We start from the raw sequence: 23768 nt of genomic DNA, 5'->3' as shown, positions 1-23768 counted from the left end.
TTTTCAAATGTTTCTTATAATCAGTTTTTTACGGTTTTAAAACTTTTTTGTTGAGAGCTTACATACAAATAAAACATGTAGTTATTCTGTTTTAAAATAGCTATTCATTTTATAAAAATGAAAATAAGTAAGACAGGTGTTTGTTGTTTTAACGTTAGCCTGAAAACATATATAAACAGTTAATTTAAATTTTAATAAAAATTTTCTTTTTGTATAAACTGTAAGCTAGTAAAAGATAAAAAAGCACTACACATAAAGCGTAGCTAAAAGAGGCAAGTTTTAAATCTTTGAAAAAGACAAAAATAGTATCAAAGATCCAAGAATGTATGTTTTGCTTATCATTTACTTTGATCTGATAGAAAAATTTTGAGATGATCATGGATAGAAAATAAATAATGATTGCGTTTTGACTGACGTATATTATTGGCTTTGGAGAAGAAACCCTCTTTAAGTCATTTATGTAATATGCGATAGCTAATGTAAGAGTTCCCCAACCAGAAGTTACCAAAGCGTAACTACTACTCCAAATAGATTTATTTATTGGGAATAAATACCCCCATAGATAACCAGAGAATAGAAGAAATAAAGTACACCAAAGTAATCTTTTTAATTTATCTTCATCGTTTCTTCTAGAAAGAATTATTTTTCCTATTAAAATTCCTAATAGGCATGTAGCGATGGCGGGAATTGTACTTAAAAGTCCTTCAGGATCACTAATAGGTTTCCACATATGACTACCAAGTATCGTTTGGTCTATATAATTGACCCAATTGTTTGATGATTCATCAAATGTAGGAGATTTGCCATCAGGAAGAGGCATAAAATTTAAGAACAGATAATAGCTAAGTAAAATGAATGCTATAATTATGATGATTTTTTTTGTGTCATATTTTAGAAAGATAAACGAAGAACATAAGAAAACAATGCCAATACGTTGAAGAACACCAGGTATTCTTATCTGATTTATAGTTTCAACAAATGGGAAATTAGGAGATGCAGTATTAATTAACAAGCCAAGACCGATCAGTTTAAAGCTTCTGGTTAGAATTTTTTTATAGATATTTCGGTTGATAACTTTATTGCGATAGGCTATTGATATGGAAACTCCTACAATAAATAAAAAAAAAGGAAATATTAGATCAGTTGGAGTGAGGCCATGCCATTTTGCATGAAGTAAGGGAGCGTAAACATGGCTCCATGAACCAGGATTATTTACTAAAATCATACCAGTGATGGTAATACCTCTTAGTGTATCTAACGACTCTAACCGTTTCACAAAAATGGAATTAATTATTTTTTTTTAGCCCTAGTTTATGTCCTGAGACCGCATAATGAAGTATCAGAATATAGCATGGAAAGAGAATCCAATAGCTTGAAGTGGAAGCTTCCATTAATGCCGTACTTGCCTCTATGCCTTGATTGATAAGAGCTTCCTTTTTGTTGTCAACGAACTGACCATATAGAGGGGGGATTATTGCACCCCCAGCAATGGCCATAATTAATAAAGCTGATGCTGTTTTTGTAAATTTTCCAAGTCCTTTTAAAGTTAGCGGCCAAACGGCAGGCCATACTAGAGCGTTTGCAATTCCAAGCGCAGCAACAAATAAAACAGAAATATAACCACTTGTTGATATGATACAAACAGTAAAAATAATACCTAAGATAGCACTTACTCTAAGAGCTAAAGCTTGACTGATAAACTTTGGTATTAAAACAATTCCAAGGGCATATGTGATCACCATTGCCATCAGAGTATAAGTTGTGAAGAATTGTGAGTCTGCCATGGGGATTCCAAGTGATATTCCATAAGCGATAATAGTATCTCCAGCAATAACTTCAGCACCAACATAAACAAACAATGTTGCAACTCCTAGCCATAAGTGGGGAAATTGGAAAATATTTTTTTTATGTGCATGGCTGTTATCCGTTTTTTCATTGTTAGAGGCTTCTACATGAGGGAGCGGCGCTTTTCGTATTAATATTCCTAATATAAATAAAGCGCTAGCCATAACTAAATAAGGAGTGACTACACTATCAGCCATCGTATTTAATAATTCACTTTTTTCTTCAGTACTAACAGTGCTTAGTCTATCCTTTATGCCGGCAATTCCTGATAAAAGTAGTGCAGCAAAAATTGTAGAGCCTAAGGCTCCTGCAATTTTATTAGCGATTCCCATTATGGCAATACGTTTTGCAGCACTTTCTATAGGGCCTAAAATTGTAATATAAGGATTAGAAGCAGTTTGTAATAGTGTCATTCCTGCTCCTTGAACAAAAATACCTAGTAAAAAAATCCAGTAAGTCCTTGCCTCTGCGGCAGGAATAAAAATAAGGGCCCCAATAGCCATTATAAATAAACCCAAAGACATTCCTTTTCTGTAACCAATTTTACTGATGATAAAAGAAGAGGGTAGTGCCATTACAACGAAAGAGATATAAGATGCTGATGCTACCAAATATGATTGTGCGTCTGTTAACTCATTTATAGTTTTCATAAACGGAATTAAAGCACCATTTATCCAAGTAACAAATCCAAAAATAAAAAAAAGTCCCGCAATGATAACGATAGGGATAAATGTAGAATTACGATTCTTTATGTCCTTTGTGCTGTTGGTCATATTTAGTTTAGTTTTATAAATTGACAATTAGGTCAATTCTTTGAAATATTGTTTTCCAATATAAATATTTGAAATTAAAGAAGAACTTAAATTCTCTCATCAACATAAAATTTTAGCTGAACAAAATAAATCACGCTATTAAGCAAAACTGTTCTTGCTAAACATTCGGTATTTTTAAAATTATTTGTTTTGTGTTATTTACATACTTACGACCTATAGGAAGTCTTTTGTCATTTATTTCAATTGAATTTCCTTCAATAGACTTTACTTTATCTATGGCTATGGTATATGATCTGTGGATTCTTAAAAAATTATTTTCTGGAAGCTCTTCTGTAATACTAGTCAATGATTTGTGAACAATATAATTTCCGGTAATTGTGCTGACCTTAATATAATCTTTTAAGCTCTCAATAAATAAAATATCATCATATTTTACCTTAACTAATTTCTTGTCTACTTTAAGAAAAATATAAGATTCCTCTTGTACTATACTACTTTTTATGCTGTCGTTACTATGAATTCGTTGTGTTAGTTTGTTGATTGATTTTAAAAATCTAGGAAAAGGGATTGGTTTAACAAGGTAATCCAAAACATCCAAATCATAGCTATCAGCAGCGAATTCTCTGTACGATGTAGTGATAATTACATGTGGTTTTACAGGTGTATTTCTAAGAAAATCTAATCCATTCATTTTAGGCATATTAATGTCAAGGAATAAAACATCAATATCTTTATTCTCTAGTGTGTAAATAGCCTCAAGGGGGTTGTTGAAGGTGTCTACAATGGAAATATTTTGAAATTCTTGTAAGTGATTTTTAATCACATTTATGGCTAGGGGTTCATCATCTATGATAACACAATTGATTTTCACTGGTTTTAATTTTTTGTTAAAGGAATCTCTATGTAAACTTTATATACGTTGTTTTCTTCTGAAATCTTTAGTTGATAGTTTTTTTCAAAAATTAGATCAAGTCTTCTTTTGGAATTACAATTACCAACTCCTTTTTTTAATGTTTCATTGTTTGTTTTAGTCAAATCATAAGAGTTTTTTAGTATAAAAACTAAGCTGTTATGATTCGTTTTTTCGAATCTAATATATACATAAAATTTATCATTGTTTTTATTCCCGTGTTTAAAACAATTTTCTATGTATGATAAAAAAATTAGTGGAGGAACTTTTACATCATTTATATTACCCTTTATTTTTATATTGATTAGTGCATTTTCGTGGCATCTTAAGGATTCTAAATCTATATAATTTTGTATATAATTAATTTCATTTAGTAAAGATATTTCAGGGTCTTTTATATCATAGATTACATATTGCATTATATCTGATAATTTTAACACAACATCAGAAGCTTTCTTTGATTTTTCAAGAGTCAAGGAATAAAGATTGTTTAATGTATTAAAAAAAAAGTGTGGTTGGATTTGAGCTTTTAAAAAGTTCAATTCTCCTTCAAGATGCTCTTTTTTTAATTTATCAATTCTAGTTTTTTGATTAATCCAATCAACTGTTAATTTGATAGCGGTTGCTAGCGCAAGCACATAAAGTTCTCCTAAAGTAACAGCAATAACATGGTTAAATGTAAAAGGATCTTTCACACCTTCTGCTTCTGGCCACATGTTTTTTGTAACTAAAAGATAATTAAGACCTGTTCTTGCTAGGTAGTTGCCAAACAGTGAAATAAGAATAAGACAAACATATTTGCTATATTTTTTTGGTACTAAAAAAAAAGGAATGAAGAAATAAATATTAGCATAAACTAGTAGTATGTGTAAAAAAAATTCAACCAAATTTGATTTTAAAGAATACCAATAATCATCAAAATAACTTCCCCATCTTATAACGTTAAAAGTGAAATAACTAATCCAGAAAATAATATGATACTTTCTTTTTATTGTTCTATTGTTATGAATTTTTTTAAAAAAAGGTAGCACAGAGTTAAGAAAGTTTATTTGGTGAATTTAAATTGTTTTTTTGAATCATACAAGTAAGATTAATTTGCACGGATATTTGAAATTTGATAATTACTGGCTTTCTTAGATAAATAATAACTCATGCTTAAATGTTTTTTTATTTGTTTTATTTTCAGAGTAATAAATACGAGGCTTATCCGTAAATATTGCTTTTTAGTTTTTGATATTTTGCAATATTAAGGTTTAAGAATAATTTAATTTGTGGTTAGTATGTGTTAGACTGTTGTTTGTTGTTATATTGATGTTGTTTGGATGTATTTTTTTTAACATTTGTTTAACCTAGTTAAATTTAGACCGCAAAAAATTAACATACATATGAAAAACAGCAAAGTTTTATTACTACTATGCTTTTCTTTTTTTCTCACTGAGTTGGTCACTGCTCAAGAGAAAATCATTTCAGGTATTGTTTCGTCAAAAAATGATGGAATGCCTTTACCTGGAGCTGGAGTTCACATAAAAGGAACTTCAAATGGGGTCGAAACCGATTTTGATGGGAAATATGAAATCAAAGCGTCTATTGGAGATGTATTGATTTTTACCTATGTTGGGATGATTACAAAATCAATTGTCATTTCAAGCGAAGAAAGTTTGGATGTAATCTTAGAAGATTCAAACATCTTGGATGAGGTTGTTGTAACAGCGTTGGGGATAAAAAAGACGCGGAAGTCGCTTACTTATGCCGCTCAAGATATAGATGCAAAGGAATTAAGTAAAGTAAAACAAACGAACCCTGTAAATAGCCTTTCAGGTAAGGTTTCAGGTGTAAATATAACGCGAAGTTCATCAGGAGCAGGGGGGTCAGTTAAAGTTGTGCTCAGAGGTAATTCGTCAATAGGTAATAACCAACCATTGTATGTAGTGGATGGAATTCCTCTTAATAATCCATCATCGGGACAACCTAGTTCTACATTTGGAAGTAACAGCGGAGGAAATACCGATGGAGGAGATGTGTTGTCATTAATTAATCCAGATGATATTGAGTCTATAACCGTACTCAAAGGAGCCTCTGCATCTGCCCTATATGGTAATGCCGGGCTAAATGGTGTAATAGTAGTTAACACAAAAAAAGGAAGATCTGGTGCTTTTAAAGTTGATTTTTCTTCCAATTTGGTAGTTGAAAATGCCGCCTACTTTATGAAATTTAATGAGAAAGCCCATGGGGTAATTGATGATTTCTTTAGGGCAGGAACAACAAATATTAATTCTTTGTCAGTTTCTGGTGGTACAGATAAGGCTCAAACATATTTTTCTTACAGTAATAGTTTTGTTGATGGAGTTTTGCCTACAAACTCATTGAGACAACATTCTTTTAGCGTTAGAGAAACGGCGAAGCTTTTTGAAGATAAAGTAACTTTAAGTGCAAATGTTTTAGGGTCAACACAAAGTATCAGTAATAGACCTATATCAGGGCTATATTTTAACCCTCTAGTAGGGGTTTATAATTTTGAATCTTTAACAGAAAATTTATCAGATTACAAAAGATTTGAAGTCTGGAATCCATACAGGGACAGAATGACACAACGTTGGTATAGAGGTCCTGGTCCAGAAGATAATCCGGGGACATTCCGTACCAGTGATATTGAACAAAATCCTTATTGGATTTTAAATAGAAATGCAAGTTCTGATCAAAATGATAAACTGATAGCTTCTTTAAATCTGAATTTTAAGATTAATGATTGGTTGTCTTTGCAAACTCGAGGAACTTATGATCAATCTGTACAGAAATTTGAAAAACGCATTTATGCTTCAACTCAAGCAACTTTAGCTCACGAAAATGGGAGGTATATTGTTAGAGAAAATGAATTTGTACAGCTATATGGAGATATCATAGCCAATATAAATAGTCAAATTACCGATAATTTATCGTTAACAGCAATAATAGGTGGTGCTACCAAGAGAAATACTAGTAAATCTCTTGTAGCTGATTCTGGTACCATTGGAGGTTTGCAGTTTGCAAATTTCTTTGCAATCCAAAATTTTAATGCAAGTGCAGGAGTTGATATTGGGCAAAACAGGTCTGATATTAAAGAAAATTCATTGTTTGGTAGTACAACACTAAACTATGGCGAAAAGTTATTTTTAGATTTAACGTATAGAAAAGATTGGTCGTCAACATTAACAAAATCTTTTGACTACCCTTCGGTAGGTTTAACAGGTGTGTTGAGTGAGATGTTTGACTTAGGAAAAAATATTTCCTTTGCAAAAGTGAGAGCTTCTTATGCAGAAGTAGGAAATGGCTTTGGTTTTAATCAGATAGTTCCTAATGATGAAGTGTCTTTTGGGGGTAATCCTTTAATTGATAATCCACAAGTTTTTCCTGGTTTTGACCCTTTACCAGAAACACAAACTTCTTATGAAGTTGGTACTGAGTGGAAGTTTTTTAACAATCGCTTAGGTTTTGATCTTGGATATTATAACACCAAAACAAAAGATCAATACTACCCTTATGCTGTATCAGTTGCTATTTGGGGTAATTCAATAGCCTATCTTAATTCAGGAGAAATAACTAATTCTGGGATTGAGGCTTCTCTTTTTGGAACTATCCTTGACAAAGAAAAATTAAAGTGGAAGACCAGTTTTAATTTTGCAGCAAATCGAAATAAAATTAATAAAATCTATAACGGTGTAAAAGCTCCGGGTTTAATAGAGCCTAAATTCTTTACGTTATCACCTAAAGGTGTAAATACTTTTGGTTCCTATTTAGTAGAAGGAGGTTCTTTTGGTGACATCTACGCTCAGGTGGTCAAAAGAAATGAAAATGGTTTGCCGATCGTTACTGTTGATAATTCTGTGCCAGGTCAAACATCATACGTTATTCAAAGAGAAGATGCAGAAGTCGATGGCTTGACAAAAGTAGGGAATGCCAACCCTGATTTTACTCTTGGATGGAATAACTCCTTTCAACTAGGTAGCTTTTCATTAGATGTATTGATTGATGGAAAGTTTGGAGGAGAAACAATGAGTTTAACGGAAGCCGTAGTTGAAGGAGGGAGTAATAATTCAGCTAGAGAAACTGCAAATGCTAATGTTGCTGTAGCAGAATATGTCAGAGATTCTAATAATAATATTGTTGGAACTAAAGAATTTACGTTGCCAGCTCAAACTTACTATGGTTTAACAGGAGGGAGAAATAGTTTTACAGGTGAGTATATTTATAGCGCTACAAATGTAAGATTGGCAGAATTTGCCTTAGGTTATGATTTTAAATTATCTGAAAACTCATTCTTTAGGAGAGTTAAAGCATCTCTAATAGGAAATAATTTATTTTTCTTCTATAAAGAAGCTCCACATGACCCAAATTTATCTTTAAGTACAGGGAACGCCCTTCAAGGAGTAGATGTTCTAGGTTTGCCATCAACAAGAAGTATCGGTTTAAATGTTAACTTAAGTTTTTAGAAAAGTTTTTATTATGAGTAATGTATATAAAGTATTCGTAGTCGCAGCCCTTTTATTGAGTGCATTTTTTGGTTGTGATGGATTAGAAGATTACAATATAAACGAAAAAGAAATTAGTAATGATCAGTTGGTTGCTGATTTTCAAATAGCAGGTTCTAAGTTTAAGCCAATATTTCAAAATATTTATCAATTTGATCCAGCTTGGTCATTTCAGTTGCAGCAAAATTTAAACGCTGATATATTTTCTGGTTATATGACAAATCCAAGACCTTTTGTTGCAGGGCAAAACAATACAACCTATAACTTAGTAAGTGGGTGGAATAATTATATTTGGTCAGTACCTTATGAGGGAGTTATGAATTGGGTCAATAAGATTAAGAAGATTAGTAATGATTATCCAACAATGTATGGTGCTGCCTTGATTCTTAAAGTGAGTGCTATGCATAGGGTTTCTGATGTTTTCGGGCCCATTGTGTACAGAAACTTTGGTGATTTTGAAAAAGCAGGAATCTATGATTCTCAAGAAGAGGCTTACAATGCTTTTTTCGTTGATTTAGATCAGGCAACGGCAAACATCATGGCAGATTTGAATAGTATTAGATTTAATAAATTTGATATGGTTTATGGAGGTAATTATACTAACTGGATAAAATTAGCTAATTCAATACGTTTACGTTTAGCTATTAGAATAGCTAAAGTAGCTCCTATGAAAGCCAAAGAAGAAGGTGAAAAGGCTTTAAATCACCCTCTAGGAGTTTTGGAAAGTAATGAAGTTAATTTTACCATAAAAGGAAATATAGCACACCCTTTATCGGTTATTGATAATGCATGGGGGGACATTCGAATGAATGCTTCAATGGAATCTATTTTATTAGGTTATAAAGATCCAAGAGCATTAAAGTATTTTACTGAATCAACAGGAGGAGGTTTAAAAGGTATTCGAAATGGACTTTCTTTAATGGCTGGGTATTCAGATGAAGAGAAACAAAAGACGGCATATCTTGGCTTTTCTGCCTTAAACGATGCTATACACACAACAAATGTTCAATTAATGACTGCTGCAGAGGTTGCTTTTTTAAAAGCAGAAGCATCTCTTAGAGGGTGGAGTGGCTCAGGAGATGCTAGATCAAATTATGAACAAGGGGTTAATTTATCATTTAACCAGCACGCTGCAGAAGGTGTTGCTGCTTACTTAGCAGATAATACTTCAAGACCAGTAGATTACGAAGATCCTCTTAATTCAGGGAATAATATAGCAGCAATGAGTGATATTACTATTGCTTGGAATGAGTCATCTACAAATGAAGAAAAGTTAGAAAGAATCATAACACAGAAATGGATTGCAATGTTCCCAGAGGGGCAGGAAGCATGGAGTGAATATAGAAGAACAGGGTATCCAAAAATTTTTCCGGTGGTGAGTAATCAAAGTGGGGGAACCATAGATACCAATATACAAATACGAAGGATTCCATTTGTTGATAGTGAGAATTCAACAAATGGAATAAATGTTCAAAAGGCAAAAACATTATTAAAAGGACCGGATAACGGTGGGACTCGGCTATGGTGGGATACTGGAAATGCAAATTTTTAGTTACTAAACCATGTTATACGAAATCGAGAATGTGTTTTGCATTCTCGATTGTTTTTAGTAGCATTTTTAAAGCACTTTGTCGAAAAAACTATACGTTCACTTAATGTGCCTATAAATTTAGAATTGCATTTAAATTAAGCTAGAGTATGGTCATGTCAAATTTTAAAGAGATAAACTTTCAGCCTGCAGGGCAGTTTGAAGAAACACGTTTTGAAAAAAATCATAACGTAATATTTGAAAGTTCTTCAGAAGCTTCGAAGATAGTTGCTAAAGAAATAGCAACCTTAATTATTACCAAGTCAAATGAAGATAAAAAATGTGTGCTTGGGTTAGCAACAGGTTCTTCACCCATAAAGGTATATGAAGAGTTGGTTAGACTTCATAAGGAAGAAGGGTTGAGTTTTGCAAATGTTATTACGTTTAATTTAGATGAATACTGGCCAATGAGACCAGACAATATTCAGAGCTACCATTATTTTATGCATGAGCATTTATTTAATCATGTAGATATATTACCAGAAAACATCCATATCCCCAATGGAACTATTAAACAAGAAGAAGTATACCAGTATTGTGTAGATTACGAATTAAAAATTAAAGAAGCAGGAGGGTTAGATTTTCAGCTGTTAGGAATTGGTAGAACAGGGCATATTGGTTTTAATGAACCAGGATCTCATTACAATTCAAGTACAAGGAGTATTACCCTTGATCATATAACAAGAGAAGATGCCTCCTCTAGTTTCTTGGGTCTTGATAATGTCCCTAGGAAGGCAATTACTATGGGAATTAGTACTATAAAAAAAGCAAAAAGAGTTGTTTTACTGGCTTGGGGTGAAACAAAAGCCAAAGTAGTGCAAAGAACTATTGAAGGAGATATTACATCAAAAGTACCAGCAACTTATCTTCAAAATCATCAAAATGCAACTTTTGTTATAGATAAGGCTGCAGCTTCTGAACTAACTAGGATAAAAACACCTTGGTTAGTAACCTCTTGTGTTTGGACAGAGGAGCTTAAAAAGAAAGCTATTTTTTGGTTAAGTAATAAAGTTAAAAAGCCCATTTTAAAACTTACAGATAAAGATTACAATGATAAAGGAATGGCTAGTTTATTGGTTGAAGAAGGTAACGCTTATGAACTAAATATTAAAATATTTAATAGTCTTCAAAAAACAATCACAGGTTGGCCAGGAGGAAAACCGAATGCTGATGATTCCAAAAGACCTGAGAGAAAATTTCCAGAAAGAAAAAGAATCATCATTTTTAGTCCGCATCCAGATGATGATGTTATATCTATGGGAGGAACTTTTGATCGATTAGTTGAGCAAGGTCATGAAGTTCATCTGGCTTATCAGACCTCAGGCAATATTGCAGTTTCGGATGAAGATGCTCTTCGATTTGCCGAGGTATCTAAAGTTTTAAGCCCAGGTTCGGAAAGAATAGGTACTATTATCAATTTTTTAAGGAATAAAAAAACTAATGAGATAGATACGTTAGACGTAAGAAAGTTGAAAGGAGAAATTAGAAAAGCAGAGTCTCTAGGAGCCACAAGATATATGGGAGTTTCGGATGAAAATGTTCATTTTTTGAATTTACCTTTTTATGAAACGGGCAGAGTCAAAAAAGATAATTTATCTAAGATAGATATCGATATTATGTGTAGTATCATTGAAGAGGTTAAACCACATCAAATATATGCCGCAGGTGATTTAGCAGATCCCCACGGAACACACAAAGTATGCTTAGATGCTCTTTTCGAAGCCTTGGCATTATTGAAAACTGAAACTTATATGAAAGACTGTTGGGTTTGGTTGTATAGGGGGGCGTGGTTTGAATGGCAGCCTCATGAAATCGAAATGGCGGTTCCGATGAGTCCAGATCAGGTTGTTAAAAAAAGACATGCTATTTTTTATCATCAATCTCAAAAGGATAAAGTAATGTTTCAGGGTAATGACACCAGAGAATTTTGGGTGAGAGCCGAGGATAGAAACAGGTCAACAGCAGAAAAATATAGAAAACTAGGTATGGCAGATTATGCAGCAGTTGAAGCGTTTAAGCGTCATTATTTTTAAAATAAATATTTACGAAACTTATTGTTGTTTTCAAAGAGAATAGCCTTTTTAGCTACTAATTAGTAATAAAGTTAAGAGGGTTATTTTATTAGAAATCAAGTGTAAAAAAATAAAATATCAAAAAAATAAAATGTTAATTACTTCTAAAAGAATTGAAATAGATTATATGTGGAAAAGTGTTATAGTAGGTTTGCTATTTCTTTCTTTATCAATGCGAGGTCAGCATCAACTAGCGAACAAATATGATTTAATGCCTTGGCCGCAACAAATTAAGGCGAATGAAAATACTGTTCATATTACAAAAGATTTTATAATTTCTATCCATAAAAAAGAAGGGCGTGTTTATGAGTATGCTACCAACATTATCAGGAGGATTAGTAATAGAACAGGTGTTTTTATAAATGAAGGATTTCCGATAGTAAATTCTAAAAAAGCTACCGTTCAAGTAACTTTTAAAGAAATGTCTGAGTTAAAACTAAGATCAGATGAATCTTATAAGTTACGTGTGAAGAAAGATGTTGTTGAGGTTTTAGCAAATACAGATATTGGGGCTCTTCGAGGACTTGAAACATTGATGCAATTAATTGATTATAATGATACAGCTTTCTTTTTCAAGGGAGTCGAGATTGAGGATTATCCAAGATTTGATTGGAGAGGTTTAATGATTGATGTTTCAAGACATTTTCATCCAATAGAGGTTTTAAAAAGAAATATAGATGCCATGGCCTCAATGAAAATGAATGTTTTTCATTGGCATTTGTCCGATGATCAAGGTTTTAGGGTTGAGTCGAGTCACTACCCTAGATTACATGAATTGGGCTCAGATGGCTTTTTTTACACAAAAAATCAAATAAAAGACTTGGTTACGTATGCTGATAAACGAGGGATAAGAGTAGTGCCGGAAATCGATGTTCCTGGTCATGCTACGGCTATCTTAACCGCATATCCTGAATTAAGCAGTAAAAAAGATTTTACATACGAAATAGAGCGATTTTCAGGAATTTTTAATCCGACATTAAATCCGATAGAACCTGAAGTGTATGTGTTTTTAGATAGTCTATTTGCCGAAATAGCTCCATTATTTCCAGACGAATATTTTCATATTGGAGGAGATGAAAACGAAGGGATTCATTGGGATGAAAATAAGAATATTCAGAAGTTTAAGTTAGAAAAAGGATTAAAGAATAATCATGAATTACAAACCTATTTCAATGTAAAGCTTCAAAAAATACTCAAAAAGTACGGTAAGAAACTAATGGGATGGGATGAGATCATGACTGATGGAATGCCTAAAAGTGCGATTATTCATTCATGGAGAGGTATTAATGAAGGATTTAAAGAAGGAACTTTGGTTGAAGCTGTTAAAAAAGGATACCAAGCAGTTTTATCAAATGATTATTATATTGATAGGGTACAATCAGTAGACCACCACTATCTTTTTGATCCAGTAGGAGATAGTTTCTTAACAAGTGAAGAGAAAAGTAGAGTTTTAGGAGGTGAGGTAACTATGTGGAGTGAGTTGGTGACTCCTTTAACGATTGATTCTAGAATTTGGCCTAGAACAGCTGCTATAGCTGAAAGATTTTGGTCTCCTAAAAAAGTGAAAAATCTAGAAAATATGCGTAAACGATTGTCTAAAGTGAGTTTTCAACTAGAGGAGTTGGGGCTAAAGCATTATAGTTTTAGAGAACAAATTTTAAGAAATATCTCCAAGTCAGAAGAAATTGAATCCTTGAAAATTCTTACTTCTATATACGAGCCATTAAAAATTTATACGAGAAATAAAGGTGGAACTGAGTATAAAACATTTTCGCCTTTTACCTTATTTGCTGATGCTTGTACGGCTGATGCTTCAATGGTTCATAGTTTTCAATTACTAGTTGATTCTTATATTAAGCAGCCCAATATGATTAAAAATACTGAATTACAATCATATTTTGCAGCATGGAGAGATGGATATTTAAAGTTTAAAACTTTAAAGAAGAATCCAATATTGAATGAATTAGAAATCCATTATTACCATTTAAATAAGCTTTCTACAATATGCTTAGAAATTCTTCAGGAGAAAACGGAAGTAACTAAATTAATGCTTCAAGATCTAGAGGAGTCGATACAAGAATTAGAAAAGCCATTAGTAGACACTGAATTGGCAGCAATGCCAAGTATACAAAAGTTTTTTAATAGTATTAAGACTAACAATGTGTTAAAGTAGTTTATTTAAATGATTGTTTTGTTTGCTGATTGAAAGAGGAATATTAAAGAATCGATTGAGGTTTGACTTTATTTTTAGGAAAGATATTATATTCTATAAGCGTTAAAGGTTTATAGAATTATTTATATTAAAATTTGAGAACTCTTCTTTCTGTTTTGTAAAGTAATTACAATATTTTTGATAAATTTAGATCATAGCTCTAAAATAATTTTTAAAATTTTGACAAAAAAATATTTACATTTGAAAAAATACAATTAAAGTGCTAAAATATTGTGTTTCCATTTATACTTGAAATTACAGTAAAAGAAAAAGATTGTTTTTATTATGATGATTTTAAATCATTGAATTAACCAATAAGTTTGTCTGTTATGGAGGAAAAATACAATGCATATATTTCTGAATATCTTCAAGAATTCAAGTATGCAACAAAAGAAGAACTTGCATTTATTCGGCCGCATATAAATATCCAAGAATACCGTAAGAAGTCATTTTATTTAAAAGAAGGCAGTATTCAAAGAGAAATGGGGTATGTCTCTAAAGGTCTTTTAAGAAGGTATTATATAAATCAAAAAGGAAGAGATATTACTACTGGTTTTGTGTCTGAAAATGAATATGTTACCGATTATCCAGCATTTTTACAGCAACGACAAACAAAATATTATATTCAATGCTTAGAGCCTTCCATAATTCTATTATTACCCTACGAAAAAATAATAGAGAGTTATCAAAAGTTTTCTAATGGTCAAATGTATGGAAGACTTATCGCTGAAAAGGTGCTTAATGTTTTGACAGATAGGGTAGAAAGTTTCTTGTTCAATACTGCAGAGGAGCGTTACTTAGAGTTTATCCAAAACAATCCAGAACTCACCAATCGGATAAGTTTAACACACCTGTCTTCTTTTTTAGGTGTGGAGCGTCAGTCGTTAAGTCGAATTCGAGGAAAGTTGGTAAAGAAGTAATTATGTCACAAATGTGTCAGGTGCATTTAGTAGCAGATTCTCAAATTTGTAGTATTAGATTTAAAAATTATGGAAAAATTAAATATTTTTATTAAATGCGTTTTTTTAACAGTAATTATCTTTTTTAGCGTTAATCTCAATGCACAAAATGGGACAACGATAGAAACTATTTCAGACTCTTTATATCAAGAATTATTAGAGGTTAGAAAGTATTTGTATAATAATCCTGAATTGGCAGGTACAGAGAAAATAACCTCTTCTTTTATTGAGAAATATTTAGTGAGTTTAGGTTTAGAAGTTAAAACAAATATAGGGGGGTATGGTGTTGTAGGGATATTGAATGAGGGTAAAAAAGGAAAAAAAATAGCTTGGCGCGCAGATATGGACGCAATATCAAATCATAAACATATTGAAAATGAACTCCATACAGAAAATAGTAATGCGGCTCATTATTGCGGGCATGATGTTCATACTACAATAGCTTTAGGAATAGCTACTATTTTAGCGAAAAGAAAAAGTTATATTCAAGGTACAGTATATTTTATTTTTCAGCCTTCTGAAGAAAATTATAAGGGAGCTAGAGCTATGTTAGCCGATGGTTTGTTGGATATTATACAACCAGATGAGATTTATGCAGCTCACATTTCGCCAATGCCTGTTGGTCTGATAGCTTCAAAAAAAGGATATCTTTTTGCGGATTATAAACAAATTAACATTACCTTCAAAAAGACGAAGTTTAATGATGAATTGATAACGTACACTAAAAATATTTTGTCAGATTTACAGAATGTGACACCAAATAGTGATTTTTGGAGAATGGATAATTTAATGCGTCCTGATATAGGTATTGGGAGTCCTAAAACTATCTTTAAAGACTTTATCACGGTGCAAGAGAATTTCGAGGTAATTGAAAACAATAAAACAATTACGATTAGCGGTTATTTGAGTGCAAGCAATAAAAAATTGATGGAAGGGGCTCGACATCAATTACAACAACAAATTGCATTTTCACGTTATGCTAAAAAATTAAAGAAAGTCGAATTTAACTCTAGTAAGTTTGTTTATTCGAAAGAAAGAGCAAACATAACAAATAACGCTTTTTTAGTGGAAAAGGCTATTGAAATTCTATCGAAAAATAAGAGTTCCTTGATTACAACAATTCCCTTGTACGGAGTAATCCCTGATGGTAGAGGAGATGATTTCGCGTATTTTCAAAAAGAAATTCCTAGTGTATATTTTTTTATCGGTGGTTCAAATTTTAAAAAGGGGATGATAGCTATGCCCCATACACCCAATTTCACTGTAGATACGAATGTAATAAAAGTTGGAGTAACCGCATTTAGTTCGTTACTTATGAAAAGAGTCAATGAAAAATAGGGAAGGAAATAGCAAACTAATAAAAACAAAACTATTACATGGGTATAGTATTTTTAAAGCTATTTTATAATCATGAATTGACCATTTATAATTAATAAAAAAAGAAGCTTTGGAGTAGTAGCGATGCAGAAATATGATAATTTATTTCAGGTTAAGTTCAAAATCCGAATTCGAAATTGTAGTTGTTATAACAAGATTTCAAGCAACGTAGTTTAGTTACTGCTGTCAATAAACAAAACTAGTTTGTATTTAGAATTTATTTTTGAGATTTTTTAAAGGTCAAATTTATTACAGTTTTTACTTTTATGGCTAAAAAATGGATTTATGATCAGTTTAAGGAGTGGACTTAAAAGAGTAAGTGTCTTAAGTCCTTAATCTTAGTAAATAGTGAACGTATGATAAAATAAAAGAGAAGTATTTTTAAATACACTATTCTTAATTTTTTACAAAAAGATAGTCGGGATGAAAGGATTCGAACCTTCGATCTCTGGTCCCCCAGACCAGCACTTTAACCGGACTAAGCTACATCCCGATGGCTGGGGCAAAAGTAATAAAAAATCTAGGAGTAAACCTAGATTTTTTTTCAAGAATAAATTTTGTTTGAGAGAAGCTTTTAAAAACTTCTAACAACTTAATCATATTAACGGTTAAAATTTAGATTTAGTATTTAAACCGTTAGCGGTGCTCCTTTTAATCTTTTTTCTATTTTTTGTTTTACTACAGTCAAACGCTTCATTAAGTCCATTAACGTTACATCTTTTGTTTCTTTATAAACTTCGTTAATTTCCAAAATTAAAGCTTTTGCTTCTCTGGAAGCTACAATTCTATCACTGGTAGTAACAAATTTGAATTTTCTATTTTCAAATTCTTCTGCTTTACTAATTAACTCTGTATTCATATTTCCTTCTTTCGTATTAAATTATAAACCATTTTTCACCGTTTTATATCATTATCGAATTAATTAAATACTATAAATCTCTATTTTAATTCATTTTGTAATCATGATAATAATGACAAAAATGGGGTTCAAATATATAGTTATCTTTGATTTTTTTATGTTAAAAAATAATCAAAATATTTTATTTTGTAATAAATTTTTATTATTGAGTGCAATAAGTTAAGTGTAGATTTCTTGATTTCTAATGCAATTAACTCAAATATAATAATTATTTCTTATAAACGCAACAAATATAGATTTATTTGATGCAATTTAAAAATCCTATGTAATAGAATTGATAGAAATTAATTTTAAGAGTTATTTTAGCATTATAATTAAGTTATAACATGAAACAACATAAGCGATTACTTATATTACTATTCCCTGTTTTTTTTACCTCTTGTAGCTCACAAGATAAAAAGCAGGTTGCCGGCAAGACAGCTTTTCAAATAAAAATGAATCGTAAATTTAAAGACGCTTCTACTACACCTTTAACTAAAAGAGCATTAAAAAAATTTAAGGAATTGAATTTTTTCCCTGTGGATGAAAAATATAAGGTTGTTGGAAAATTTGTAAGAACATCTAATGAACCACCAAAAAGCTTTCCAACAACAACCGAGAGGGTAGTAGTTTATAGAAAATATGGAGAGCTTTATTTTACAATTGATAATAACTCTTTAAAATTGAATGTTTATAAGGATGAGTTTCCAATAAGAGGATTTGAACAACATCTTTTTTTACCTTTTTTGGACAAAACGAATGGAACTTATTCGTATAGAGGAGGTAGGTTTGTAGATATTCAAACAAGTGACATAGCAATTGATGGAAGTATAACCATCGACTTTAATAATGCATATAATCCTTATTGCGCTTATAATGAAAACTATTCTTGCCCTATTATACCAAGAGAGAATTATCTTGATATAGAGATCAAAGCAGGTGTAATGATTTATAAAAAATAAAAAGCCCTTATTTGAGGGCTTTTTTTATTTTGAAGGAGGTGTCAGTCCTTCTTTAAGATCTTTTTGAATTGCCTCTTCTATACTTTTTAAGTATTTAGCTCTTACCTTTAGTTTTGTTTCAGCATGAGCTTTTAGATTCAACTGTCCAAACATTTCAGCAACCTTAATTGCAGTGGGAAGTAATATATCATCTGATGGGACGATTTTATCTAGAAAACCAGCATGAATTGCTTCTTTAGGGGTATAAATTTCGGCATTATTAACACTTCTTTCCAAAAACACAGGGCTTAATCTGCCTTTCGCAATTTCAATTCCTGCATTATGCATTGTCATACCAATCATAACTTCATTTAACCCAACTTTAAATTGTCCGTCAATACCGAGCCTGTAATCCGCTGACAAAAGTAAAAAAGCCCCCTTGGCAATGGCATGACCATTACATGCTGCAATTATAGGGAGCGGAAAGCGTAACATCTTTAATGCTAATTGAGATCCTCGTGTAACCAACTCAAGAGCTGATTCAGGAGAAGTCATCATTGATTTTAAATCGTATCCTCCTGAGAAAATACCTGACTTTCCTGTTAATATAACAACCTTTTTATTACTTTCTGCCCTGTCTAATGCAGCATTCAATTCATCAATGACTTGGTGAGAAATAGCATTTACTTTTCCATTATTAAGTGTAATGATTGCATAATTGCTATCCTCTTTATATTGTGTAAGTTTATCCATGTTAAACTATTTTAGTTATAAAAATTGCGCCAAAAACAGCAAGACATCCAAGAGTTAAGCTAGATAGGGTATAGGTAAAGAATAAGAGAAAATCTCCCGACTTTAAGAAAGTATGATTTTCAAAAGCAAAGGAAGAAAAAGTAGTAAAGCCACCACAAAATCCAGTTGCTAAAAATAACGTCTGGCTATGGGTTAATGATTGATTTTTTGTAGCATACCCTAATATCAATCCAATTAAAAAGCTACCAAGTATGTTAACTGCAAAAGTTCCATAAGGAATGCTATTTGGAGTATTATTCAAAAGTTTACTTATAAAATAACGTAAAGCACTTCCTATACCTCCTCCTAAAAAAACTAAGATGAACTGTTTCATTATTCGCGAATATACTAAAACTCTTACTTAGAACTAAGGATAATAATAAGATACTTTCATAACAAAAGATATTTAATTATTTGTGGAAAACTGATGTTGTTTTATAAAAGGAAAAGTAATCCTTTTTTAAGTAAGGAGAATTATAACAATCATTAAAAAAAAGACTTACTGTCATTGAAGATAGTAAGCCAATTTATTGATCATGATTAGAATTTTTATTTTAAGATTACTTCCTCAGCATCTGTCCAATTCCATTTTCCTTTTATAATTCCTTTTTCTACAGTCATAATTCCAGGATTTCCTCTAATGGCTGTTTTTAAGGCAGTTTCATCACAGAAACCAAAAGGATAAGGTAAATTATACTTACTTTGGGTGGCCTCTAAATCTTCTATATATGAAGCTGTTAAAACATAGATTTGATAACCTTTATCGTTTGCGGCCTTTGCAATTTCTGCAACAGGGGCAATACCTTTTTCTTCCGTTTTGTCAAAGTTGTACATCATGATTAACATTGCTTTATCATGAGCAAGCATTGCTTCCATTTGATCTCCATCATCCGTTTCAATCATAAAATCATGAATTGGAGGAATTTCTCCGTTCTCTTTGTATTCCATATTATCTGCTATATCGGTACCTATCGAATACGCTCTAAAATCAATTATTGGTAAGTGATTTAGAACGTGATTTACTATAACAAGAGATATGGCAATAGAGGCAATAGAAGCAATAGAAGCAAACTTATTTGATACAATAGCTTGGATATGCTTAAGCCCTAAGATTAAAGCGACAATGAAAAACATAAATATGACGTTTTTATAAAATGTTTCTTTTGGAGTGAGTTTGACAGCATCTCCAAAACATCCACAGTCAGTTACTTTATTGTATGTGTATGAGTACCATGTTAAGAATAAGAAAATTAGGTTAAGACCAAATAAACTCCAAACAGTAAATTTCGGTTTATATCCAACCAGTAGCATAATACCTAGGGCAAGTTCTGAAATAATTAATAAAATTGAAAAAGGAAGTGCAAAAGGAATTAGGAATTCAAGATTCAAGACACTTTCACTAAAGTATTCTTCAAATTTAAACTGTGAACCTATAGGGTCAACTAGTTTAACAAAGCCAGAGTAAATAAATAATACTCCGACAAGTACTCTAGAAATATGGGTGGTTATTTTTAGTATCATAATAGGGATTTTTATTTTTTAACTATCTGATTCAGAGTGGTGAATTAAAGCAAAAATAGCATAATTAATGATGTCTTGATAGTTTGCGTTGATTCCTTCTGAAATAATGGTTTTTCCTTTGTTATTTTCTATCTGTTTTACTCGAAGAAGTTTTTGTAATATTAGATCGGTTAGAGATGAAACTCTCATGTCTCTCCAAGCTTCTCCATAGTCATGATTTTTATTTTCCATTAACTTTTTGGTTAATGAAATGTGTTTATGGTAAAGCTCAATAGCTTTTTCATTAAGTAAGTCAGGTTGATCTGCATGCCCTAATTCAATTTGAATGAGAGCCATAACAGAGTAATTTATAATACCTATGAATTCAGATACTTCTCCTTCATCTACTTTTCTCAAAGAATTCTCTTGAAGCTGTCTGATACGTTGTGCCTTGATAAAAATTTGATCCGTTAAAGAAGGAAGTCTCAAAATTCTCCAAGCAACGCCATAATCAGCCATCTTTTTGACAAATAAGTCTTTACACTGTTTTACAACGGTATTGTATTGATTTGATGTGTCCTTCATTTTTTTAATTCTGAAATAATACCGTAAAAATAAGAAATCAAATAGGTTTTCCTTTACTTTTGTGTAATAAATTAATTATGTCTTTAAAGGTAAAAAATATCATGGTTTCTTGTATTAAATTAAATAAATTTCTTTATCAAAAGAAATTGAAGTCAACAATTTAAGTGTTTTTTTGCAAAAAAAAACAAGATAGAAATAGTATTGAAAACAATAATTATTACACAATGCTTAGCAATTGCTAATTAGAAATAATAGCTGAATCAATCAGGTAAAACTAAAGTTATTTTGTAGTGTGGAATTATACGAAGCTAACAATTCAATTAATACATAAGCTATTTAGATAAAACAATAATATAAAAGCGGTTTTGAAGTAAATTAAGATCATAAAAAGATTAAAATATAGAAAATAATTACCAAACAAATTAAAAATTTAGTAGATGACGATTAATTGCAAAGGTAAGTTGGTTGACTTGAGTTCACCAAAAGTAATGGGAATACTTAATTTAACCCCAGATTCTTTTTATGACGGAGGTAAGTATAAGAACGAAAAAGAAGTATTGTTACAGGTTGAAAAAATGGTTGAAGAAGGCGCTACTTTTATCGATGTTGGAGGGTATTCCTCAAGACCAGGGGCAAAACATATTTCTGAAGAAGAAGAGTTAAAAAGAGTTGTTGCTACAGTTTCCTCAATTCTAGCAGAGTTTCCTGGTATTTTAATTTCTATAGATACATTTCGTAGTCGTGTTGCCGAAGAAACAATAAGAGCAGGAGCTGCAATTATTAACGATATTTCAGGAGGTGAAATGGATGAGAATATGTTTAAAAAAGTAGCCGAACTTCAAGTGCCTTATATTTTAATGCATATGCAAGGCGTTCCGCAGAGTATGCAGTCTAATCCTAACTATAATGATATAGTGAAAGAACTAATCTTTTATTTTTCTGATAAAATATCAAGGTTAAGGGAGTTACAAGTAAAAGATGTTGTTATTGATGTTGGATTTGGATTTGGAAAAACTTTAGAAAATAATTACGAGTTATTAAAAAAATTAGCATTGTTTTCTAACTTGGAGGCTCCTATTTTAACGGGAGTTTCGAGGAAATCTATGCTATATAAGCCACTCGAGATAACTGCAATTGAAGCCTTAAACGCCACCACAGTTGCCAATACTATCGCTTTGTTGAACGGAACTAATATTTTAAGAGTTCATGATGTAAAGCCAGCGGTTGAAGCAATTAAAGTTGTGAGTTATCTTTAATTTATATCAATTATTGTGTACTTTTGTTGCACTTGAATTTTATTTAGACTGATAACTCTTGAGTAACCTCTCATTACTAATATATTTACTGAACAAAAGCTATAGCATTACTTCGAATAAAATAAGTACATTTACCAGACAGTTAAAAGCTATTTTGGTTTGAATTTTATTGATTTTTCTATTTTAGATGTATTGGATATTATACTGGTAGCAGGTCTTATGTATTATGCTTATAAATTACTAAAGGGTACTGTAGCGATAAATATAGTCATTGGCATTGCATTGATTTTTGTAATTTGGAAAATTACGCAAACATTGCATATGGAAATGTTAAGTGGAATACTAGGATATCTCTTATCAGGAGGAGTTATTGCTTTATTGATTGTTTTTCAACAAGAAATTAGAAAGTTTTTGTTGATGATTGGCACTACAAATTTTTCTACTAAGCGAAGTCTTCTTAATCAATTAAAGTTTTTAAAATCAGAAATTAGTGTTGAAATAGAAGCTGATACCATATTAAAGGCCTCTGTTAATTTATCGAAGACCAAAACAGGTGCTTTAATTGTTATAGAGCGAACGAATAATTTAGACTTTCTGGTCAATACAGGCGATAAAATGAATGCACAAGTAAACATTGCCATCCTTGAAAGTATTTTCTATAAGAATAGTCCTTTACATGACGGTGCCATTATAATTAGAGATAATTATATTATTGCTACAAGGGTCATTTTACCCATAGCTGAAAATTCACAGATACCACTTAGATTTGGATTGCGTCACCGGGCTGCTATCGGAGTATCGGAAAGAACAGATGCTTTGTGTATTGTCGTTTCTGAGGAAACTGGCGAAATATCCTATATAAAAGACGGAGAATTTGTATTGTATGATACAGTCGAGGAACTAATTAAAAAATTAGATAAAGATGTAGTTACATAAAAAAGGTTCTGTTAAGAACCTTTTTTATGATAATTTATTTTATTTGGAAGCGGACATTTTAGCTTGAATAGCACTCATTACGCTGTTGAATTTTTCCTTACTTTCGGCGTCTAAATTTTTTATTAATTCAGCACCTTTACTCGCCAATTCAGCGCCTTTTTTTGCAATAGAGGCACTTTTTAGAGCATCTCCTTTAGCAGCAATACACTCTTTAGCATAAGTAGCATAATTTTTTAAATGATCTTCTACTTCTTTGTTGTCAAAACTAGGTATTGATACACCATCTAAAACAGATTCGATAGATTTTGCAACCTCACCGGCTACTTCTTCCGTTTTTTCAGCAACTTTCGTAGCTGCGTCTCCAACAGATTCAGATACCTTATCAACAGCTCCTTCTGTTTTTTCTACTGCGGCTTCTACAGCGTTTTTAGTTTCTTCTTTAGCTTGTTTACATGAGGTCGCAAGTACTGAACTTACGATCAAAGCTGATAGAATTACTTTCTTCATGATCTTGTGATTTTTAGTTTTAAGATTGAAAAACAAATGTAATCATTTGATTGAATGAAACAAACAATGAGAGTATTTAATTAAGTTAAAAAATAGTTTAATTAATATATTT

General features: G+C 31.5%; 19 protein-coding genes and 1 tRNA gene. 9 read left to right on the top strand and 11 right to left on the bottom strand.

Annotation, left to right across the window (positions count from 1 at the left end; all coding sequences use genetic code 11):
* Positions 1-184: 184 nt before the first annotated feature.
* The 4 genes from ACSIGE_RS06760 to ACSIGE_RS06745 form a co-directional block, all read right to left on the bottom strand.
* Positions 185-1276: an acyltransferase family protein gene (locus tag ACSIGE_RS06760; protein ID WP_440882007.1), complete on the bottom strand. Its 1092-nt coding sequence runs from the start codon at positions 1274-1276 to the stop codon at positions 185-187.
* 10 nt (positions 1277-1286) lie between these two features.
* Entirely contained in the window at positions 1287-2618 is a 1332-nt protein-coding gene (locus ACSIGE_RS06755; RefSeq protein WP_440882006.1) for a sugar MFS transporter, read from the bottom strand.
* A gap of 157 nt (positions 2619-2775) precedes the next feature.
* On the bottom strand, positions 2776-3489 hold the full coding sequence (locus tag ACSIGE_RS06750; protein ID WP_440882005.1) for a LytR/AlgR family response regulator transcription factor: 714 nt from the start codon (positions 3487-3489) through the stop codon (positions 2776-2778).
* Positions 3490-3494: 5 nt separating this feature from the next.
* The gene (locus tag ACSIGE_RS06745; protein WP_440882004.1) at positions 3495-4244 is read right to left on the bottom strand and encodes a sensor histidine kinase; all 750 of its coding nucleotides are present in this window, start codon (positions 4242-4244) and stop codon (positions 3495-3497) included.
* A gap of 669 nt (positions 4245-4913) precedes the next feature.
* Between ACSIGE_RS06745 and ACSIGE_RS06740 the strand changes: the two genes are divergently transcribed.
* The 6 genes from ACSIGE_RS06740 (at position 4914) to ACSIGE_RS06715 (ending at position 16202) form a co-directional block, all read left to right on the top strand.
* Positions 4914-7994, top strand: a complete 3081-nt coding sequence (locus tag ACSIGE_RS06740) for a TonB-dependent receptor domain-containing protein (protein WP_440882003.1) — start codon at positions 4914-4916, stop codon at positions 7992-7994.
* A gap of 13 nt (positions 7995-8007) precedes the next feature.
* Positions 8008-9585, top strand: coding sequence for a RagB/SusD family nutrient uptake outer membrane protein (locus ACSIGE_RS06735; RefSeq protein WP_440882002.1), 1578 nt, complete (start codon positions 8008-8010; stop codon positions 9583-9585).
* Positions 9586-9737: 152 nt separating this feature from the next.
* Entirely contained in the window at positions 9738-11654 is a 1917-nt protein-coding gene (gene nagB, locus ACSIGE_RS06730; protein ID WP_440882001.1) for a glucosamine-6-phosphate deaminase, read from the top strand.
* 130 nt (positions 11655-11784) lie between these two features.
* Positions 11785-13866, top strand: a complete 2082-nt coding sequence (locus ACSIGE_RS06725) for a beta-N-acetylhexosaminidase (protein ID WP_440882000.1) — start codon at positions 11785-11787, stop codon at positions 13864-13866.
* Between the two features lie 368 nt (positions 13867-14234).
* Entirely contained in the window at positions 14235-14825 is a 591-nt protein-coding gene (locus ACSIGE_RS06720; protein ID WP_440881999.1) for a Crp/Fnr family transcriptional regulator, read from the top strand.
* A 69-nt stretch (positions 14826-14894) separates the two neighbouring features.
* Positions 14895-16202 carry a M20 metallopeptidase family protein gene (locus tag ACSIGE_RS06715; protein ID WP_440881998.1) on the top strand — a complete coding sequence of 436 codons (1308 nt, stop codon included), beginning with the start codon at positions 14895-14897 and terminating at the stop codon, positions 16200-16202.
* A gap of 457 nt (positions 16203-16659) precedes the next feature.
* Here the strand turns inward: ACSIGE_RS06715 and ACSIGE_RS06710 are convergent.
* Together ACSIGE_RS06710 and ACSIGE_RS06705 are read right to left on the bottom strand one after the other, a co-directional pair.
* A tRNA-Pro gene (locus ACSIGE_RS06710) sits at positions 16660-16734 on the bottom strand.
* 135 nt (positions 16735-16869) lie between these two features.
* Positions 16870-17100: a hypothetical protein gene (locus ACSIGE_RS06705; protein WP_440881997.1), complete on the bottom strand. Its 231-nt coding sequence runs from the start codon at positions 17098-17100 to the stop codon at positions 16870-16872.
* Positions 17101-17486: 386 nt separating this feature from the next.
* Between ACSIGE_RS06705 and ACSIGE_RS06700 the strand changes: the two genes are divergently transcribed.
* On the top strand, positions 17487-18101 hold the full coding sequence (locus ACSIGE_RS06700; RefSeq protein ID WP_440881996.1) for a DUF1684 domain-containing protein: 615 nt from the start codon (positions 17487-17489) through the stop codon (positions 18099-18101).
* Positions 18102-18125: 24 nt separating this feature from the next.
* Here ACSIGE_RS06700 and ACSIGE_RS06695 read toward each other — a convergent pair whose 3' ends face one another.
* From ACSIGE_RS06695 to ACSIGE_RS06680, 4 genes are all read right to left on the bottom strand, one after another.
* Positions 18126-18833: a crotonase/enoyl-CoA hydratase family protein gene (locus ACSIGE_RS06695; RefSeq protein ID WP_440881995.1), complete on the bottom strand. Its 708-nt coding sequence runs from the start codon at positions 18831-18833 to the stop codon at positions 18126-18128.
* A gap of 1 nt (position 18834) precedes the next feature.
* Positions 18835-19206: a fluoride efflux transporter CrcB gene (gene crcB / locus ACSIGE_RS06690; RefSeq protein WP_440881994.1), complete on the bottom strand. Its 372-nt coding sequence runs from the start codon at positions 19204-19206 to the stop codon at positions 18835-18837.
* A gap of 215 nt (positions 19207-19421) precedes the next feature.
* Positions 19422-20393 (bottom strand): DoxX family protein, encoded by a 972-nt coding sequence (locus ACSIGE_RS06685; RefSeq protein ID WP_440881993.1) that lies wholly within the window; start codon positions 20391-20393, stop codon positions 19422-19424.
* A gap of 18 nt (positions 20394-20411) precedes the next feature.
* Positions 20412-20957 carry a DUF1599 domain-containing protein gene (locus ACSIGE_RS06680; RefSeq protein ID WP_440881992.1) on the bottom strand — a complete coding sequence of 182 codons (546 nt, stop codon included), beginning with the start codon at positions 20955-20957 and terminating at the stop codon, positions 20412-20414.
* Between the two features lie 437 nt (positions 20958-21394).
* Here ACSIGE_RS06680 and folP point away from each other — a divergent pair, with 437 nt between their 5' ends.
* Positions 21395-22213, top strand: coding sequence for a dihydropteroate synthase (folP, locus tag ACSIGE_RS06675; protein ID WP_440881991.1), 819 nt, complete (start codon positions 21395-21397; stop codon positions 22211-22213).
* 159 nt (positions 22214-22372) lie between these two features.
* The gene (cdaA, locus tag ACSIGE_RS06670; RefSeq protein ID WP_440881990.1) at positions 22373-23149 is read left to right on the top strand and encodes a diadenylate cyclase CdaA; all 777 of its coding nucleotides are present in this window, start codon (positions 22373-22375) and stop codon (positions 23147-23149) included.
* Between the two features lie 39 nt (positions 23150-23188).
* Here the strand turns inward: cdaA and ACSIGE_RS06665 are convergent, their stop codons facing one another.
* Positions 23189-23656: a hypothetical protein gene (locus ACSIGE_RS06665; protein ID WP_440881989.1), complete on the bottom strand. Its 468-nt coding sequence runs from the start codon at positions 23654-23656 to the stop codon at positions 23189-23191.
* Positions 23657-23768 lie beyond the last annotated feature (112 nt).

This window comes from Tenacibaculum profundi (genome assembly GCF_052050075.1).
Taxonomy (GTDB): Bacteria; Bacteroidota; Bacteroidia; order Flavobacteriales; family Flavobacteriaceae; genus Polaribacter.
This window is presented reverse-complemented; position numbering and strand designations above follow the sequence as displayed.

Bases quoted from the DNA above. Each gene is read 5' to 3' on its own strand.
- ACSIGE_RS06755 (WP_440882006.1), bottom strand. From the start codon at position 2,618: ATGACCAACAGCACAAAGGACATAAAGAATCGTAATTCTACATTTATC.
- ACSIGE_RS06745 (WP_440882004.1), bottom strand. From the start codon at position 4,244: ATGTGGCCAGAAGCAGAAGGTGTGAAAGATCCTTTTACATTTAACCAT.
- ACSIGE_RS06695 (WP_440881995.1), bottom strand. From the start codon at position 18,833: ATGGATAAACTTACACAATATAAAGAGGATAGCAATTATGCAATCATT.
- folP (WP_440881991.1), top strand. From the start codon at position 21,395: ATGACGATTAATTGCAAAGGTAAGTTGGTTGACTTGAGTTCACCAAAA.
- ACSIGE_RS06740 (WP_440882003.1), top strand. From the start codon at position 4,914: ATGAAAAACAGCAAAGTTTTATTACTACTATGCTTTTCTTTTTTTCTC.
- ACSIGE_RS06735 (WP_440882002.1), top strand. From the start codon at position 8,008: ATGAGTAATGTATATAAAGTATTCGTAGTCGCAGCCCTTTTATTGAGT.
- ACSIGE_RS06700 (WP_440881996.1), top strand. From the start codon at position 17,487: ATGAAACAACATAAGCGATTACTTATATTACTATTCCCTGTTTTTTTT.
- ACSIGE_RS06725 (WP_440882000.1), top strand. From the start codon at position 11,785: ATGTTAATTACTTCTAAAAGAATTGAAATAGATTATATGTGGAAAAGT.
- crcB (WP_440881994.1), bottom strand. From the start codon at position 19,206: ATGAAACAGTTCATCTTAGTTTTTTTAGGAGGAGGTATAGGAAGTGCT.
- nagB (WP_440882001.1), top strand. From the start codon at position 9,738: ATGTCAAATTTTAAAGAGATAAACTTTCAGCCTGCAGGGCAGTTTGAA.
- ACSIGE_RS06715 (WP_440881998.1), top strand. From the start codon at position 14,895: ATGGAAAAATTAAATATTTTTATTAAATGCGTTTTTTTAACAGTAATT.
- ACSIGE_RS06680 (WP_440881992.1), bottom strand. From the start codon at position 20,957: ATGAAGGACACATCAAATCAATACAATACCGTTGTAAAACAGTGTAAA.
- ACSIGE_RS06665 (WP_440881989.1), bottom strand. From the start codon at position 23,656: ATGAAGAAAGTAATTCTATCAGCTTTGATCGTAAGTTCAGTACTTGCG.
- ACSIGE_RS06720 (WP_440881999.1), top strand. From the start codon at position 14,235: ATGGAGGAAAAATACAATGCATATATTTCTGAATATCTTCAAGAATTC.
- ACSIGE_RS06705 (WP_440881997.1), bottom strand. From the start codon at position 17,100: ATGAATACAGAGTTAATTAGTAAAGCAGAAGAATTTGAAAATAGAAAA.
- ACSIGE_RS06685 (WP_440881993.1), bottom strand. From the start codon at position 20,393: ATGATACTAAAAATAACCACCCATATTTCTAGAGTACTTGTCGGAGTA.